The organism is Variovorax sp. GW823-FHT02B07, from assembly GCF_058797695.1.
The window spans coordinates 124,061-138,587 of record NZ_JBXAJX010000008.1 but is presented as its reverse complement, the minus strand read 5'-3'; the positions used below and the strand labels follow the sequence as shown (position 1 = coordinate 138,587).

The window sequence follows — 14,527 nt, the reverse complement described above, 5'->3', positions numbered from 1 at the left end:
GGTGCCGGGTTTTTACGAACGAACAACAACGAACCAGAACCTGTCAGTGCGGGAAGGGCCACAGCCGCAGCTTTTCCTTGGCCGTGGACCACAGCCGCGCCAGGCCGTGCGGCTCCACGATCAGGAAGAACACGATCAGCGCGCCGAAGATCATGGTCTCCAGGTGCGAGGCCAATGCGGTCGAGATCGAGAAGCCCAGCCAGCCCGGCAGCTGGTTCAGGAAGAGCGGCAGCAGCACGATGAAGGCGGCGCCGAAGAAGCTGCCCATGATCGAGCCCAGCCCGCCGATGATCACCATGAACAGCAGCTGGAACGAGCGGTCGATGCTGAACGCCGCCGGCTCCCACGCACCCAGGTGAATGAAGCCCCACAGCGCGCCGGCCACGCCGACGATGAAGCTGCTCACCGCAAAGGCCGTGAGCTTGGCGTACACCGGGCGGATGCCGATCACCGCGGCGGCCACGTCCATGTCGCGCATCGCCATCCATTCGCGGCCGATGGCGCTGCGCACGAGGTTCTTGGCGAGCAGTGCGAACACCACCACGAAGATCAGGCAGAACAAATACTTCTGCACTGGCGACTCGATCGGCACGCCGAACACGTTCAGCCCCGCCACACTCACCGAACCCGACGACGAGTTGTTGGTGAACCACTGGATGCGCAGGAATGCCCAGTCGGTGAAGAACTGCGCGGCCAGCGTGGCCACCGCCAGGTACAGGCCCTTGATGCGCAGGCTCGGAATGCCGAACAGCACGCCGATCACCGTGGCGCACAGCCCGCCCAGCAGCAGCGAGGCGATGAGCGGCATGCCGTCGATGCGCACCTGGAAGTTGTAGGCCGCGTACGCGCCCACCGCCATGAAGGCGCCGGTGCCCAGCGAGATCTGGCCGCAGTAGCCGACCAGGATGTTCAGGCCCAGCGCCGCCAGCGACAGGATCAAAAAGGGCGTGAGGATGGCGCGCATCCAGTAGTCGGACACGCCCATCGGCACCACGACGAACGCCACGAGCAGCAGCACCAGGATCGCCAGGCGGTCCTGCGCGATCGGGAAGATCTGTTGGTCGGCGCGGTAGCTCGACTTGAACTGGCCGTTTTCTCTGTAGAACATTCTCAGACCCGATCGATGATCTTTTCGCCGAACAGCCCTTGGGGCCGCACAAGCAGGAAGACCAGTGCTAGAACATAGGCAAACCAGATCTCGATGCCGCCACCGAGCATGGGGCCGAGATAGATTTCAGACAGCTTCTCGCCGACGCCGATCAACAGGCCGCCGATGATGGCGCCGGGGATCGAGGTCAGCCCGCCCAGGATCACCACCGGCAGCGCCTTCAGCGCCACCAGCGAGAGCGAGAACTGCACGCCGAGCTTGGAGCCCCAGATGATCCCGGCCACCAGCGCCGAGAAACCGGCCACCGACCACACGATCACCCAGATGCGCGACAGCGGAATGCCGATCGATTGCGCGGCCTGGTGGTCGTCGGCCACCGCGCGCAGCGCCCGGCCCGTGGCGGTCTTCTGGAAGAAGATCGCCAGCACCACCACCAGCGCGGCGGACACCAGCGCGGCGATCAGGTCTTCCTGGCTCAGCAGCAGGCCGCCCTGGAAGGTGCCTTCGAGCACCATCAGCGGTTCCTTGGGCATGCCCACGTCGATCTTGTAGATGTCGTTGCCGAAGATCGTCTGGCCCACGCCGTCCAGGAAGTAGGCGATGCCCAGCGTGGCCATCAGCAGCGTGATGCCTTCCTGGTTCACCAGCTTGCTCAGCGCCAGCCGTTCGATGAGCCAGGCCACCACGATCATCACCGCCATGGCCGCGATGAAGGCCAGGATGTTCGCGAGGATCTGGCTCTGGAAGCCGAACCACTGCGGAAACCACTCGGCGAAGCGCGCCATGGCCAGCGCCGCGAACAGCACCATCGCGCCCTGCGCGAAGTTGAAGACGCCCGAGGCCTTGTAGATCAGCACGAAGCCGATCGCGATCAGCGAATACAGCATGCCGACCATGAGGCCGCCGAAAAGGGTTTCGAGGAAAAATCCCATGGTCAATGCTCCACGCCGAGGTATGCCCGGATCACGTCTTCGTTGTTCCGAACTTCATCCGGCGTGCCGTCGCCGATCTTCTTGCCGTAGTCCAGCACCACCACGCGGTCGGAGATGTCCATCACCACGCCCATGTCGTGCTCGATGAGCACGATGGTCGCGCCGAACTCGTCGTTCACGTCGAGGATGAAGCGGCTCATGTCCTGCTTCTCTTCCACGTTCATGCCGGCCATGGGCTCGTCCAGGAGCAGCACCTGCGGCTCCATCGCGAGCGCGCGGCCGAGGTCGACGCGCTTTTGCAGGCCGTAGGGCAGGCGGCCCACCGGCGTCTTGCGGTGCGCCTGGATTTCCAGGAAGTCGATGATGTGCTCGACGAACTCGCGGTGCTGCAGCTCTTCGCGTTCGGCCGGGCCCCAGCGCAGCGCCTGTGCGAACAGGCCGCTCTTCATCTTGAGGTTGCGCCCGGTCATGATGTTGTCGAGCACGCTCATGCCCTTGAACAGCGCCAGGTTCTGGAAGGTGCGCGCCACGCCCATCTCGGCCACCTGGCGCGAGTTCATGTGCTTGAAGGTCTGGCCGCGGAAGGTGATGGAGCCCTGCTGCGGCCAGTACACGCCGTTGATGCAGTTCAGCATCGAGCTCTTGCCCGCGCCGTTGGGGCCGATGATGGCCCGCACCTCGTGCTCGCGCACGTTGAAGCTGATGTCGGTCAGCGCCTTCACGCCGCCGAAGCTCAGGCTGATGTTCTGGACGTCGAGGATGACGTCGCCAATTTTCCGATTGCTCATGCGGCGGCCTTCACGATGGGGAAGGTCTTGGCGTCGTTGATCTTCAGCGTGGCGCTGACAACCCCCGTGCGTCCGTCCTCGAACTTGACCTGGGTCTCGATGTACTGCGCGGTCTTGCCGCCGTACAGCGCGTCGACCAGCACGGCGTATTTCTCGGCGATGAAGCCGCGGCGCACCTTGCGCGTGCGGGTCAGCTCGTCGTCGTCGGGGTCGAGTTCCTTGTGCAGCACGAGGAAGCGCGCGATCTGCGTCTCGCCCATGCCGTCCTCGGCCGCGAGGTCGGCATTGACCTTGGCGATGCACTCGGCCACCAGCGTCAACACCTCGGGCTTGCCGGCCAGGTCCACATAGCCGCCGTAGGCCAGGCCGCGGCGCTCGGCCCAGTTGCCGACCGCCTCGAAGTCGATGTTGACGAAGGCGCAGACCTCGTCGCGGCCGTTGCCGAAGCACACGGCCTCCTTGATCTGCGGGAAGAACTTGAGCTTGTTTTCGATGTAGTTGGGCGCAAAGATCGCGCCGCCCACGAGCCGGCCCACGTCCTTGGCGCGGTCGATGATGCGCAGGTGGCCTTCGCTGTCGAGCACGCCGGCGTCGCCGGTGTGGAAGTAGCCGTTGGCATCGAGCACCTCGGCGGTGGCGTCGGGGCGCTTGTAGTACTCCTTGAGCACCGACACGCCGCGCACCAGCACCTCGCCGTCGTCGGCGATCTTCAGTTCGATGCCCGGCGCCGCCGTGCCCACGGTCTGCAGCTTGACCTTGCCGTCCTGCTGCAGGCACACATAGGCGCAGGTCTCGGTCTGGCCGTAGAACTGTTTGAGGTTCACGCCGATCGAGCGGTAGAAGCGGAACAGGTCGGGCCCGATGGCCGCGCCGGCCGTGTAGGCCACGCGGATGCGGCTCATGCCCAGCACGTTGCGCAGCGGGCCGTAGATGAGCAGGTTGCCCAGGCTGTACATGACGCGGTCGCCGGTGCTCACGGGTGCGCCGTTCAGGATGTCGGCGCCCACGCGCTGCGCCAGCGCCATGAACTTCGCATACAGCCAGCGCTTGGGCGCGGCCGCGTCTTCCATGCGGATCGACACGGCCGTGAGCAGGCCTTCGAAGGTGCGCGGCGGGCCGAAGTAGTAGCTCGGGCCGATCTCGCGCATGTCGTTCATCACCGTCTCGGCCGACTCGGGGCAGTTGAGCGTGAAGCCGCCCACCAGCCACTGCGCCACCGAGAACAGGTGGTCGCCCACCCACGCCATCGGCAGGTAGCTCATGATGTTGTCGCCGGGGCCGAGCTTGTCGGTCTCCACGCCGCCGCGCCCCGCCGCGATGAAGCTGGCGTGCGTCTGGCACACGCCCTTGGGGCGGCCGGTGGTGCCCGAGGTGTAGAGGATCACGCCGACGTCGGACGCCTCGCCGCTGGCCACGGCGCGGTCGTAGTAGCCGGCGTTGGCCTTGTCGAAGGCCCGGCCCAGCTCGCGCAGCTGCTCGTAGCTCATGAGCCCCGGCTGCTCGTAATGGCGCAGGCCCTTGGGGTCGTCGTAGATGATGTGGCGGATGCCCTGCTGCTGGCCCTCCTGGCCTTGCTGCAGTTCACGGCACTCGAGCAGCTTGTCGACCTGCTCCTGGTCTTCGACGATGACGAACTCGATGCTCGCGTCGTTCAGCATGAAGACCATCTCGCTCGCGACCGCGTCCTGGTACAGCGGCACGGGCACGCCGCGCAGGCTCTGCGCGGCGAGCACGGCCATGTACAGGTGCGGCCGGTTGGCACCGACGATCGCAAGGTTGTCGAAGGCCTTGAAGCCAAGGCTTGCCAGACCGCAGGCCATCTCGCGCACTTCCTGCGCCACGGCGTTCCAGGTCCAGGTTTGCCAGATGCCAAGGTCTTTTTCGCGCACGGCGGGAGCCTCGGGACGGGCCTCGGCATGCGCGAGCAGCAGACGGGGGAAGGTGGGGGCGGTGGTTTGCACAGTGGCCGGATCGTAGGTCCCACTTTGACGCCCGGTTGTCGTTCCAACGACAATCCTAGGGACACTACTCCCCGGAGTTTCCCGATGCCTCCTGGCAACCTCAACCCACAGAACGTGCTCGGCGGTTCCATCAAGGACCGCGTGCGCCCCGCCAATGCCGCTGAACTCGACGGCATTCCGTGGCTGCCCACGCTCACGCCCGCCGAGCGCCGCCGCGCCGAGGCCACGCTCGTGGTGGGCGAGGCCGAGCCCGGCGACCTGGTGTGCCGCGTCGGGCGTTCGCCCACCTACTGGTTCGGCGTGGTCGAGGGCCTCTTGAAGATGAGCAACGACAACGCCGACGGCGGCTCGGTCACCTACACCGGCGTGCCGCCCGGCGGCTGGTTCGGCGAGGGCACGGTGATGAAGCGCGAGCCCTACCGCTACAACATCCAGGCGCTGCGCCGCAGCCTCGTGGCGGGGCTGCCGATCGAGAGCTTCCACTGGCTGCTGGACCACTCCATCGGCTTCAACCGCTTCGTGATGAACCAGCTCAACGAGCGGCTGGGCCAGTTCATCGCGGCGCTGGAGATCGACCGCCTCAACAACCCCGACGCGCGCGTGGCGCGCAACCTGGTGTCGCTGTTCAACCCGGTGCTGTACCCCGGCGTGGGCGAGGTCTTGCGCATCACGCAGCAGGAACTGGCGTACCTTGTCGGCCTGTCGCGCCAGCGCGTGAACGAGGCGCTCAATGCGCTGTCGGCGCAGGGGCTGATCCGCGTGGAGTACGGTGGCCTGCGCGTGCTCGACCTGCCGGGCCTGCGCGCCACCGCGATGTCCAGCCGCAAGAACAACAGCACTTCGAACTGAAAGAAAAAACATGGCCCTCTCCGACCACCTGCAGATCGTGCCCGCCGACGCACAGGCGAGCTTTCTGCCGCCGCAGCAGCAACAGGCCACGCAGGCCCGCAACGAGGAAGACGACGGCCCGACACTCGAAGAAGCGATCGACCGCGCCGAGGCCTTGGGCGAACAGATCGACGCGCTCAACGAGATCCTGGCGCGCCCGCTCAAGGACATCCTGGCCGACCGCGAGAAGTCGGAAGAGGCCGCGCTGGCCTGGGACCGCTTCGGCGCGATGTGGATGTTGTCGCAGCGCGCCATGCGCCGCGTCGCACTCGACCTGGCGGCGCAGCTCGGCGTGAGCGAGGAAGAGGTCGTGGCGCGCGCCATGGCGAACGCCAATGCGGTGCTCAACGGCGCGGACGAGGTCGACCTCGGCGGCTCCATCGCGCCCGCGCAGCTGCAGCACATCGCCCGCCACCGCAACTTCCTGCGCGCCCAGTTCCGTACCGGCTGACGCGCGCGGCTTTTCGATATCCCTTAGCCTTGCGGCCTTCTCCTGCCTCCACACAACCATGACCACCTCCGCCTCTTCCCACCTCACCGTCATCACCGGCGCCTCGCGCGGCCTGGGCCGTGCCATGGCCGAACAGCTGCTGCAGGCCGGCCACACGGTGCTCGGCATCGCGCGCAAGTCCTCGCCCGAACTGGCCGAAGCCCCCAAGATCGGCGGCGCCGAACTGACGCAATGGGAGCAGGACCTGTCCGACCCGGTCGCCGCCGCGGCGCGCCTGTCGGACTGGCTGCGCACGCTGGACGGCCAGCGCTTCGACAGCGTCACGCTCATCAACAACGCCGGCACCGTCGGCAACCCCGCGCCGCTGTCGCGCGCCGTGCCGGCCGAGCTGGCCCAGGCGCTGCGCATCGGGCTCGAGGCACCGATGCTGCTCACGGCTGCTTTCCTGGGCGGCACGCGCGAATGGCGCGGTGCGCGCAAGGTGCTGAACATCTCGTCGGGCCTGGGCCGCAACGCCCTGGGCAGCCAGGCGCCGTACTGCGCGGCCAAGGCCGGCATGGACCATTTCTCGCGCGCCGTGGCGCTCGAAGAGGTGCATGCGCCGAACGGCGCGCGCATCGTGTCGCTGGCGCCCGGCATCATCGACACCGACATGCAGGTGCAGCTGCGCGGCGCGTCGGCCGAACAGTTCCCGGACCGCACGCGCTTCGTGAGCATGAAGGAAGAAGGCCGGCTCGACAGCCCCCAGAGCGCCGCGGCCAAGGTGCTCGCCTACCTGGCGCGCGCGGACTTCGGCAGCAACCCCGTGGCCGACGTGCGCGACCCGGCCTGAACGCGGCGACCACATCATGGCCACCGCAAAGTCCATCGACACCGTCGAATACAAGCTCTTCCCGTCGCCGAGGAACGTGCACCGCATCGTCTTCGAGCACCAGGTGTTCGTGCCGTACCCGTACGCGCTGATCGTGATGGACGAGTTCTATTTCAAGGGCCGCTACAGCCTGTTCTCGGCCTGCCGCATGAGCGACGGAAAGATGGGGCAGGTGGCGACGTTCGAGGATGCGGCGGACGTCGAGATCTTCAACGCGAAGTTCGTGCCTGATTGAGCGTTCTTCGGAAATTTCTCCCTCCCCCGCTGGGGGAGGGCCGGGGTGGGGGCACGACGGCCTCCTGAAAAGCGCAGCGCTTCATCGAAGGCCTGCCCCCATCCCCACCTTCCCCCGGGAGGGGAAGGGGCAAGACAGCATCGCTGTCCTTACTCGATCGTCGCCCCCGAGGCCTGCACGATCCCCTTCCACTTCTCGTAGTCGGTCTTCAGCAGCGCGGCGAACTGCTCCGGCGTCATGCTCTGCGGCTCGGCGCCCTGGGCAATGATGGCCGCCTTCATCTCGGGCGTGGCCAGCAGCTTGTTGATCGCCGCGTTCAGCGTGGCGACCACGTCCTTGGGCGTGCCGGCCGGCACGAACACGCCGTACCAGGTGCTCACGTCGAAGTCCTTGTAGCCCAGCTCGGCCACGGTGGGCGTGTCGGGCAGCGAGGTGCTGCGCTTGGCGGAGGTGACGGCCAGCGGGCGCAGCTTGCCGGCCTTGATCTGCGCCATGGCCGAGGGCACCGACGACACCATCAGGTCGACGTTGCCCGCGAGCACGTCCATCATGGCCGCGTTGGAGCCCTTGTAGGGCACGTGGCGCATCTTGATCTTGGCGGCGCCGTTGAAGATCTCGCCGGCCAGGTGGATGGTGGTGCCATTGCCCGGCGAGCCGTAGGTGACGGTGTCGGGCGCGGCGCGCGCGGCCTTCACCACGTCGTCCAGCGTCTTGAACTTGGAGTTGGCCTGCGTGACGATCACCACGGGCGTGTAGGCCACGTGGGCCACGGCCGTGAGGTCCTTCACCGGGCTGTAGCTCAGGCTCTTGTAGAGCCAGGGCGCGACGACCATGTTGTCCTTCTGGCCCATCACGATGTCGTAGCCCGTGGGCGTGGCGCGCGCGGCCTCGGCGATGCCGATGGTGCCGCCGGCGCCCGCGCGGTTGTCGGGCACCACGGTCCAGTGGTTGGCCTCGGTGAGCTTCTGCGCGACCAGGCGCGCCAGGATGTCGGTGCCGCCGCCGGGCGGGAAGGGCACGACCATGCGGATGGGCTTGGCGGGGTAGGCGGCGGTCTGGGCGTGGGCCGGGGCGGTGGCCGCCACGGCGGCAAAAGCCAGCGCGAACGCCAGCGGACGGATGAGTGTCGATCGGGTCATGGGGTGCATTGTCTCGTTCTGGGGGCAGGGGGGATGCAGTCTGCCGGAAGTGCCGGCGCGGGGTTTTCGCGGTTCGCGATGGCCCTCGTCTCGGCTGGCGGGGGCAGAACACGGGGCGGTGCGTACTTTCGGACGCCTTGACACCGCCCATCGCGCGTCGAATACTCCACCAAATGGTTGAGTATTTTTGGCTCGCCCGGCGCTTGGCGGCTTCCGGGCGCCATTCCTCTTTGCAGGAGGCACCTATGCTCGGACACATCAACGCAGTGGCCAACCTGGCGGTGAAAGACCTCGCCGTGGCCCGACGCTTCTACGAAGACACGCTCGGCCTGGCGCAGGTCGATGCCGAAGGCGACGAGGTCGTCGTCTACCGCAGCGGCAACACGCGGCTCAACGTCTACCGCTCGGCCTTCGCGGGCACCAACCAGGCCACGGCCGTGACCTGGTCGGTCGACGGCGACATCGAGCGCCTCGTGGCCGCGCTCAAGGCCAAGGGCGTGCGCTTCGAGCACTACGACATGCCCGACACCACGCTCGCGGGCGACATCCACGTCATGGGCGAGATGAAGGTCGCGTGGTTCAAGGACCCCGACGGGAACATCCTGAACCTCATCAACGTCTGAGGGGCCCCTGTCCATCCGGCATCCCCCGTTTGGGGGAAGCCAAGGGCGACGCGCTGCGGACAATCCCTCCTGCCATGCGCCGGCCTGGCATGGAGGAGTTTCCACATGAGCGCACCGTCGCCCGAGCAGTCAACGCCTGAACCACCCGCACGCCCCGAGCGCGTCGCGGTCATCGCCATCCACGGCGTGGCCGACCAGAAGGCCGGCGACACGGCCCGCGCCATCGCCTCGCTGATGCTCAACCACCCCGGCCCCGACGCCACCTACCGCCAGGCCGATTGCGACAGCCACCTCCTGCCGGTGCCGCCGCTGACCTCGATGGTGCAGCAGCGCACGGGGCATCAAGACAAGAACGAGAAGGCCGCCACGGAAGGCGCCGCCGCGCAGAAGGCCTACGTGCCGCCCGTGCGCAAGGCGATGCGGCAGTCGAAGACGTCCGACTTCAGCGCCGACGACTGGATCTCGACCGCCGAGGCCGACGACGCGGGCGTGGTGCGCGCCGCCAAGGGGCGCGGGCCGCTCACGCCGCGCGAGCTGAAGCGGAGCAACCCCGACATCGCCTTCAGCGACTATCTGCTGTTCAAGTCGCAGCGCGCCGAGCCCGACCACGAGGCCTACGAGGCCACGCGCGTGCGCATGACGCGCGACGCCACCGATGCCCACGGGCAGCCGGTGCAGCAGCGCATCGATGTGCACGAGATGTACTGGGCCGACCTGTCGCGCCTGCCGGGTTCGGTGGCGCGCATCGTCGCCGAGCTGTTCACCATCGTGTTCCGCCTCTCGCAGCTGGGCCGCGACGCGGTGGACCGCGCCGCCGAGGCGGCCGGCGTGAACAGGAAGCCCCGGCCGCCGGGCGCGCGGCGCTGGGCCTGCCTGGCCTCGCTGCAGACCGCGCTCGACTGGGCCTTTGCCAACCTGCTGGCGAACCTCTTCCTGCAGCTGCTGCTGGTCGGGCTGGTGATCGCGGGGCTTGGCGGACTGGCGCGGGTCGAGCCCGCGCCCCATGCGTTGTCGCTCACCGAACTGCTGCGCCGGGTGCTGGCGGTGATCGTGCCGGTGCTGGCGATCTGGTGGTACTGCTACCAGGCGCGCAGCCAGGCCTCCTCGCGGATCGTGGTGGGCCTGTACGCGCTGCTGGCGGGTTGGTTCCTGTGGGCGCTGGTGCCCGCGCACTGGGTGGTCGGCGTGGCCTGGCTGGCGCTGCTCGCCGCGTTGGCCGACCGCGCCCTGCGCATCGCGCGCGACCGCTTTCCGGCGGCGCGCACCTGGGGGCTGGGGCTGATGGCGCTGACCGCGGCGGCGCTGCTGGTGCACGTGGCGATCAACGCCTCGGCCGCGGGCGCCACGGACGACCTGCGCCACTGGGTGCGCGCCGGCATGCGGGTGGTCGAGTACCTGCTGCTGGGCGTCGTGGCCTGGTGGGGCGTGGCCGGCGTGCTGCTCATCGCCTGGCTGCTCGCCGGGGAGACGGTGCCCGACCGCGACGCCGCCGCGCGCGCCAGCATCGCCACGGGGCGGCTGGGGCTGTTCGTGTCGCTGGCGGCGTTCGTGGCACTGACGATGGTGGCCTGGGCCGTGCTGACCAATCTGGTGGAGTTGGGTGCACGGGGCGTTTCTTATGCGCCGTTCTGGTTTTCCAAGGACATGTGCTGGGGCGACGGTGCGAACTTTCTGCACGACCGCTATGAACGGAGCACGCAGGCCTTCGCCTTGACGGCCGGCCTCACGCTGTCGCTGCTGGCCTACCTGGTGGCGGTGCTGGTGCCCAGCCTGTTCGCCGAGCTCAAGGTGGCCTTCGGCACCTCGCAGGGCCTGGGCCGCTGGCTCGGCGCGGGCTACCGGCGGCTGGACCGTTTCGTCGCCGTGCTGACCAGCGCCAGCGTGGTGGTCGCCTTCGCGGTGGCCCTGTTGCTGGTGCTCAAGCAGTGCAATGTCTCGGTCGGCGGGTGGATCGACGATGCGGTGATCTGGGTGTCGGCGCTGTCGCAAAGCGGGCTCAAGCCGCTGATCTTCACCGCCGCCACGCTGGCCGCCGCCGTCTCGCTGCTCGGCGGTTTTCTCACGCGCACCGTGCCGGGCCTGCGCATGCCGCTCGACGTGGCGCTGGACGTCGACGGCCACTTCCGCGAGTTTCCGCGCCGCGCCATCCCGCGCGCGCGCATCTTCTCGCGCTACGTGTCGCTGCTGGAGCACGTGGCGGCGCAGGGCTACGACCGCATCGTGATCGTGGCCCACAGCCAGGGCACGGTGATCTCGACCGAGCTGCTGCGCTACCTGCAGTTCCGCGCGGCGCAGCAGGTCGATGCGCGGGTGACCGACCTCTGGGCAGCGCTCAACAAGAGCCGCCTGCTGCTGCTCACCGCCGGCTGCCCGCTGCGCCAGTTGTATGCGGCGCGTTTTCCGCACCTCTACGGCTGGGTCACGGCGGAAGACGCGAACGGCGGCGGGCCGAGCGCGGCCCAGGTCGGCGTGGCCCGCTGGGTCAACCTCTACACGGCGGGCGACTACGTGGGCCGCTGGCTCTGGGGCGAGGACGACAAGCCCTACGAGCAGGTGACGACGCCGCCGGCCTGGTGCGTTGCGGCCGAGCACGAGGCCTGCCTCGGCCTGGGAGCCCACACCCACTACTTCGACCTCGACCAGGCGCACGTGGCGCGCTGGATCGACTGGATGGTGACGGCGCGCCCATGAAAAAAGCCGGCCCGCAGGCCGGCTTTTTCTTCATGCCGACAGCGCGGGCTTCAGCCGAAGTTCTTCGCTGCGAAGTCCCAGTTGGCCAGCTTGGCCAGGAAGGTCTCGACGAACTTCGGGCGCAGGTTGCGGTAGTCGATGTAGTACGCGTGTTCCCACACGTCCACGGTCAGCAGCGCGGTGTCGGCGGTGGTCAGCGGCGTGCCGGCGGCGCCGGTGTTCACGATGTCCACCGAACCGTCGGCCTTCTTCACCAGCCAGGTCCAGCCCGAGCCGAAGTTGCCCACGGCCGACTTCACGAAGGCTTCCTTGAAGGCGTCGTAGCTGCCCCACTTGGCATCGATGGCCTTGGCCAGCGCGCCGGTGGGTGCGCCGCCGCCTTGCGGCTTCATGCAGTTCCAGAAGAAGGTGTGGTTCCAGATCTGCGCGGCGTTGTTGTAGATGCCGCCGCTGGACTTCTTGACGATCTCTTCGAGCGTCATCGCTTCGAACTCGGTGCCCTTTTGCAGGTTGTTCAGGTTCACCACGTAGGCGTTGTGGTGCTTGCCGTGGTGGAACTCGAGCGTCTCCTGCGAGTACTCGGGGGCCAGCGCGTCGATGGCGTACGGCAGCGGGGGAAGGGTGTGTTCCATGGTGGAGTCTTTCTTTCTAGTTGGTGGATAAAAACAAAAAGATGCGTCGGCGTTTCAGGCGCGGGCCTTGGGCACGATGCGGTAGGCGCAGCGCCGCGCGCCCGCGAGCACGTGCTCGACACGGCTCACGTCGGCCTCGGGTCCCAGCACCTCGTCGAAGAGCTGCAGCTCGCTGCGGCAAAAGCCGGTGCAGGCCTGCGCCGCGGTGCAGATGGGGCAGTGGTTCTCGATGAAGAGAAAGCCGTCGCCCTCGGCTCGGTACTCGGCCATGTAGCCCTCGCGGCTGCGGATGTCCGCCAGCCGTTCGAGCCGCGTCTCGAGGTTGCGCGCGCCGCGCATGGCCTCGGTGTAGGTGGCGCGCATGGTGGCTTCGCGCGCGCCGATGAGCTGGTCCATGCCCTTTTCGCCGAACACGCTGATCACGGCGCTGATCATCTGCACCGTCATCTCGGCGTGCGTGTCGGGAAAGCGCTTGTGCCCTTCGCCGGTGAGCCGCCAGATCTGGGTCGGGCGGCCGCGGCCGCTGGAGCGGCTCTCGGCGTCCACCAGCCCTTCGGTCTCGAGCTTGGACATCTGCTGGCGCACCGCCTCGACCGTCACGTGGAGCACCTTGGCGATGTCGGGGATGCCGAGCGCGCCGCGGGTCTTCAGCGTGGAGAGGATGCGGTCTGCCGGCTGGTGCGGCATCCAGGTGGGCTTGGTGGCATCGGGGGCGGACATGGCGGCTTCGGTCGTGGGGGAAAACAGCGTCATTGTCAGGTGGTTGGGCCTCCCCTCGCATCCGTGGGCGCTTGCCACCCCCCGCCGAGCGCCTTGTAAAGCGCCACGAGGCTGGTGAACGAGGCCGTTTCAGCCTCGGCCACGGCATCCTGCGCGCGCAGCAGGGTGCGCTGCGCGTCGAGCACGCTCAGGTAGGGCGCGGCGCCTTCGCGGTAGCGCACTTCGGCCAGCTCGGCGGCGCGGCCGCTGCGGGTCGAGGCCTCGAGCAGCCGCTGCAGGCGCAGCTGGTTCTGGCCGTAGCCGGTGAGGGCGCTTTCGACGTCCTCGATGGCGCGCAGCACGGTCTGTTCGTAGACGGCGCGCTCGCCCTCGGCACGCGCCTCGGCGCCGCGCAGGCGGGCCTTGACCGAGCCCAGCCGCAGCGCAGGCCAGCTCACGCCGGGCGTGACGCTGAAGGCGCGGCTCGACGAACTGCCCAGGTCGGCACCGCGCAGCGCGATGAAGCCCAGGAAGCCGCCGATGTCGACGCGCGGGTACAGCTCGGCCGTGGCCGCGCCCACGTCGGCGGTGCTGGCGGCCAGGCCGCGCTCGGCGCGCAGCACGTCGGGCCGGCGGCGCAGCAGCTCGCCCAGGTCGCCGATGGGCAGGCGCTTGTCGAGCACGCGCAGCGGGTGCGGCTGCAGCATCGGCGTCAGCTCGGCCGGGCGCAGGCCCGCCAGCACGGCGACGCGGTGCGCGGCCTGGCGGCGCGTGGTCTCGAGCGCGGGCAGCTGGCTCTCGGTGCTGGCCAGGTTGGCCTGCGCGCTTGCCAGGTCGCCTTCGAGGCCGCGCCCGGTGCGCACCTGCGCCTCGGTCACGCGCAGGCTCTGGCGCAGGCTCTCGAGGGTGCGCTGCGTCACGGCCAGGCGCTGCTCGGCGCCACGCATCTCGTAGTAGTTGCGCGCCAGTTCGGCCACGGCCACGATGCGCACCTGCGCGAGGTCGGCCGCGCTGGCCTGGGCGCGCGCGGTGGCGGCTTCGTCCAGGCGCTGCAGTCGGCCGAAGAGGTCGATCTCCCAGCCGGCATCGAAGCCGGCGCGGCTGCTCTGGGCCAGCGTGCGCGCATCGGCCGGCACGCCGTTGCCCTGCGCGATGCTGCGCGTCTTGCTGGCGCCCAGCGTCACCACGGGCAGGCGGTCGAGCTCGGCCTCGGTCTGCATCGCACGCGCTTCCAAGAGCCGCGCGTGGGCGATGCGGATGTCGTGGTTGCCGGCCAGCGCACGCTCGATGAGCGCGTCGAGCTGCGGGTCGTCGAGCTGGCGCCACCAGTCGCGCTGCACCGCGTCGGGCGCGAACAGCGCGCGCTCGGGGGCGGCGATGGCCACCGGCGCATCGTTCGGCGCGGCGTACTTCGGCCCCACCGCGCAACCGGCCAGCACCAGCAGGCTGAGGGCGAACGGTGCGGCGTAGGAGAAGGGTCTTCTTGTCGTCATGGTCATGCTCCCGGTG

General features: G+C 68.6%; 14 protein-coding genes. 6 read left to right on the top strand and 8 right to left on the bottom strand.

Annotation, left to right across the window (positions count from 1 at the left end; translation table 11 throughout):
• Positions 1-43: 43 nt before the first annotated feature.
• Genes AC1RGU_RS27850 through AC1RGU_RS27835 form a run of 4 tightly spaced genes read right to left on the bottom strand, consistent with a single transcriptional unit; the run spans position 44 to position 4,789 of the window.
• On the bottom strand, positions 44-1,108 hold the full coding sequence (locus AC1RGU_RS27850; protein WP_062473892.1) for a branched-chain amino acid ABC transporter permease: 1,065 nt from the start codon (positions 1,106-1,108) through the stop codon (positions 44-46).
• Positions 1,109-1,110: 2 nt separating this feature from the next.
• On the bottom strand, positions 1,111-2,040 hold the full coding sequence (locus AC1RGU_RS27845; protein WP_070062998.1) for a branched-chain amino acid ABC transporter permease: 930 nt from the start codon (positions 2,038-2,040) through the stop codon (positions 1,111-1,113).
• Positions 2,041-2,042: 2 nt separating this feature from the next.
• Positions 2,043-2,828 carry an ABC transporter ATP-binding protein gene (locus AC1RGU_RS27840; RefSeq protein WP_062473888.1) on the bottom strand — a complete coding sequence of 262 codons (786 nt, stop codon included), beginning with the start codon at positions 2,826-2,828 and terminating at the stop codon, positions 2,043-2,045.
• Positions 2,825-4,789 carry an AMP-dependent synthetase/ligase gene (locus AC1RGU_RS27835; RefSeq protein WP_492699469.1) on the bottom strand — a complete coding sequence of 655 codons (1,965 nt, stop codon included), beginning with the start codon at positions 4,787-4,789 and terminating at the stop codon, positions 2,825-2,827. Before AC1RGU_RS27835 ends, AC1RGU_RS27840 begins: the two co-directional genes overlap by 4 nt.
• A gap of 84 nt (positions 4,790-4,873) precedes the next feature.
• On the opposite strand from AC1RGU_RS27835, the gene AC1RGU_RS27830 reads away from it, so the two are divergent.
• From AC1RGU_RS27830 to AC1RGU_RS27815, 4 genes are read left to right on the top strand one after another with little or no spacing between them, the layout of a single operon-like run.
• Entirely contained in the window at positions 4,874-5,638 is a 765-nt protein-coding gene (locus AC1RGU_RS27830) for a Crp/Fnr family transcriptional regulator (RefSeq protein ID WP_062473884.1), read from the top strand.
• A 10-nt stretch (positions 5,639-5,648) separates the two neighbouring features.
• Positions 5,649-6,128, top strand: coding sequence for a hypothetical protein (locus AC1RGU_RS27825; protein ID WP_062473882.1), 480 nt, complete (start codon positions 5,649-5,651; stop codon positions 6,126-6,128).
• 58 nt (positions 6,129-6,186) lie between these two features.
• On the top strand, positions 6,187-6,960 hold the full coding sequence (locus AC1RGU_RS27820; RefSeq protein ID WP_492699467.1) for an SDR family NAD(P)-dependent oxidoreductase: 774 nt from the start codon (positions 6,187-6,189) through the stop codon (positions 6,958-6,960).
• A 16-nt stretch (positions 6,961-6,976) separates the two neighbouring features.
• Positions 6,977-7,234 carry a hypothetical protein gene (locus AC1RGU_RS27815; RefSeq protein ID WP_062473877.1) on the top strand — a complete coding sequence of 86 codons (258 nt, stop codon included), beginning with the start codon at positions 6,977-6,979 and terminating at the stop codon, positions 7,232-7,234.
• A 149-nt stretch (positions 7,235-7,383) separates the two neighbouring features.
• Here the strand turns inward: AC1RGU_RS27815 and AC1RGU_RS27810 are convergent, their stop codons facing one another.
• Positions 7,384-8,373 carry a Bug family tripartite tricarboxylate transporter substrate binding protein gene (locus tag AC1RGU_RS27810; protein WP_492699465.1) on the bottom strand — a complete coding sequence of 330 codons (990 nt, stop codon included), beginning with the start codon at positions 8,371-8,373 and terminating at the stop codon, positions 7,384-7,386.
• A gap of 245 nt (positions 8,374-8,618) precedes the next feature.
• On the opposite strand from AC1RGU_RS27810, the gene AC1RGU_RS27805 reads away from it, so the two are divergent.
• Positions 8,619-8,996 carry a VOC family protein gene (locus AC1RGU_RS27805; protein ID WP_095747129.1) on the top strand — a complete coding sequence of 126 codons (378 nt, stop codon included), beginning with the start codon at positions 8,619-8,621 and terminating at the stop codon, positions 8,994-8,996.
• 105 nt (positions 8,997-9,101) lie between these two features.
• On the top strand, positions 9,102-11,687 hold the full coding sequence (locus tag AC1RGU_RS27800; RefSeq protein ID WP_492699463.1) for a hypothetical protein: 2,586 nt from the start codon (positions 9,102-9,104) through the stop codon (positions 11,685-11,687).
• 50 nt (positions 11,688-11,737) lie between these two features.
• Here AC1RGU_RS27800 and AC1RGU_RS27795 read toward each other — a convergent pair whose 3' ends face one another.
• From AC1RGU_RS27795 to AC1RGU_RS27785, 3 genes are read right to left on the bottom strand one after another with little or no spacing between them, the layout of a single operon-like run.
• Positions 11,738-12,319 carry a superoxide dismutase gene (locus tag AC1RGU_RS27795; protein WP_487847486.1) on the bottom strand — a complete coding sequence of 194 codons (582 nt, stop codon included), beginning with the start codon at positions 12,317-12,319 and terminating at the stop codon, positions 11,738-11,740.
• 54 nt (positions 12,320-12,373) lie between these two features.
• Positions 12,374-13,039 (bottom strand): helix-turn-helix transcriptional regulator, encoded by a 666-nt coding sequence (locus AC1RGU_RS27790; protein ID WP_492686917.1) that lies wholly within the window; start codon positions 13,037-13,039, stop codon positions 12,374-12,376.
• 35 nt (positions 13,040-13,074) lie between these two features.
• Complete coding sequence (locus tag AC1RGU_RS27785) at positions 13,075-14,517, bottom strand: efflux transporter outer membrane subunit (RefSeq protein WP_492699461.1); 1,443 nt, start codon at positions 14,515-14,517, stop codon at positions 13,075-13,077.
• Between the last annotated feature and the right edge of the window lie 10 nt (positions 14,518-14,527).

Excerpts from the sequence above, each read along its gene's own strand:
- AC1RGU_RS27795 (WP_487847486.1), bottom strand. The coding sequence starts at position 12,319 with ATGGAACACACCCTTCCCCCGCTGCCGTACGCCATCGACGCGCTGGCC.
- AC1RGU_RS27845 (WP_070062998.1), bottom strand. The coding sequence starts at position 2,040 with ATGGGATTTTTCCTCGAAACCCTTTTCGGCGGCCTCATGGTCGGCATG.
- AC1RGU_RS27790 (WP_492686917.1), bottom strand. The coding sequence starts at position 13,039 with ATGTCCGCCCCCGATGCCACCAAGCCCACCTGGATGCCGCACCAGCCG.
- AC1RGU_RS27785 (WP_492699461.1), bottom strand. The coding sequence starts at position 14,517 with ATGACCATGACGACAAGAAGACCCTTCTCCTACGCCGCACCGTTCGCC.
- AC1RGU_RS27805 (WP_095747129.1), top strand. The coding sequence starts at position 8,619 with ATGCTCGGACACATCAACGCAGTGGCCAACCTGGCGGTGAAAGACCTC.
- AC1RGU_RS27800 (WP_492699463.1), top strand. The coding sequence starts at position 9,102 with ATGAGCGCACCGTCGCCCGAGCAGTCAACGCCTGAACCACCCGCACGC.
- AC1RGU_RS27850 (WP_062473892.1), bottom strand. The coding sequence starts at position 1,108 with ATGTTCTACAGAGAAAACGGCCAGTTCAAGTCGAGCTACCGCGCCGAC.
- AC1RGU_RS27815 (WP_062473877.1), top strand. The coding sequence starts at position 6,977 with ATGGCCACCGCAAAGTCCATCGACACCGTCGAATACAAGCTCTTCCCG.
- AC1RGU_RS27820 (WP_492699467.1), top strand. The coding sequence starts at position 6,187 with ATGACCACCTCCGCCTCTTCCCACCTCACCGTCATCACCGGCGCCTCG.
- AC1RGU_RS27840 (WP_062473888.1), bottom strand. The coding sequence starts at position 2,828 with ATGAGCAATCGGAAAATTGGCGACGTCATCCTCGACGTCCAGAACATC.
- AC1RGU_RS27810 (WP_492699465.1), bottom strand. The coding sequence starts at position 8,373 with ATGACCCGATCGACACTCATCCGTCCGCTGGCGTTCGCGCTGGCTTTT.
- AC1RGU_RS27830 (WP_062473884.1), top strand. The coding sequence starts at position 4,874 with ATGCCTCCTGGCAACCTCAACCCACAGAACGTGCTCGGCGGTTCCATC.
- AC1RGU_RS27825 (WP_062473882.1), top strand. The coding sequence starts at position 5,649 with ATGGCCCTCTCCGACCACCTGCAGATCGTGCCCGCCGACGCACAGGCG.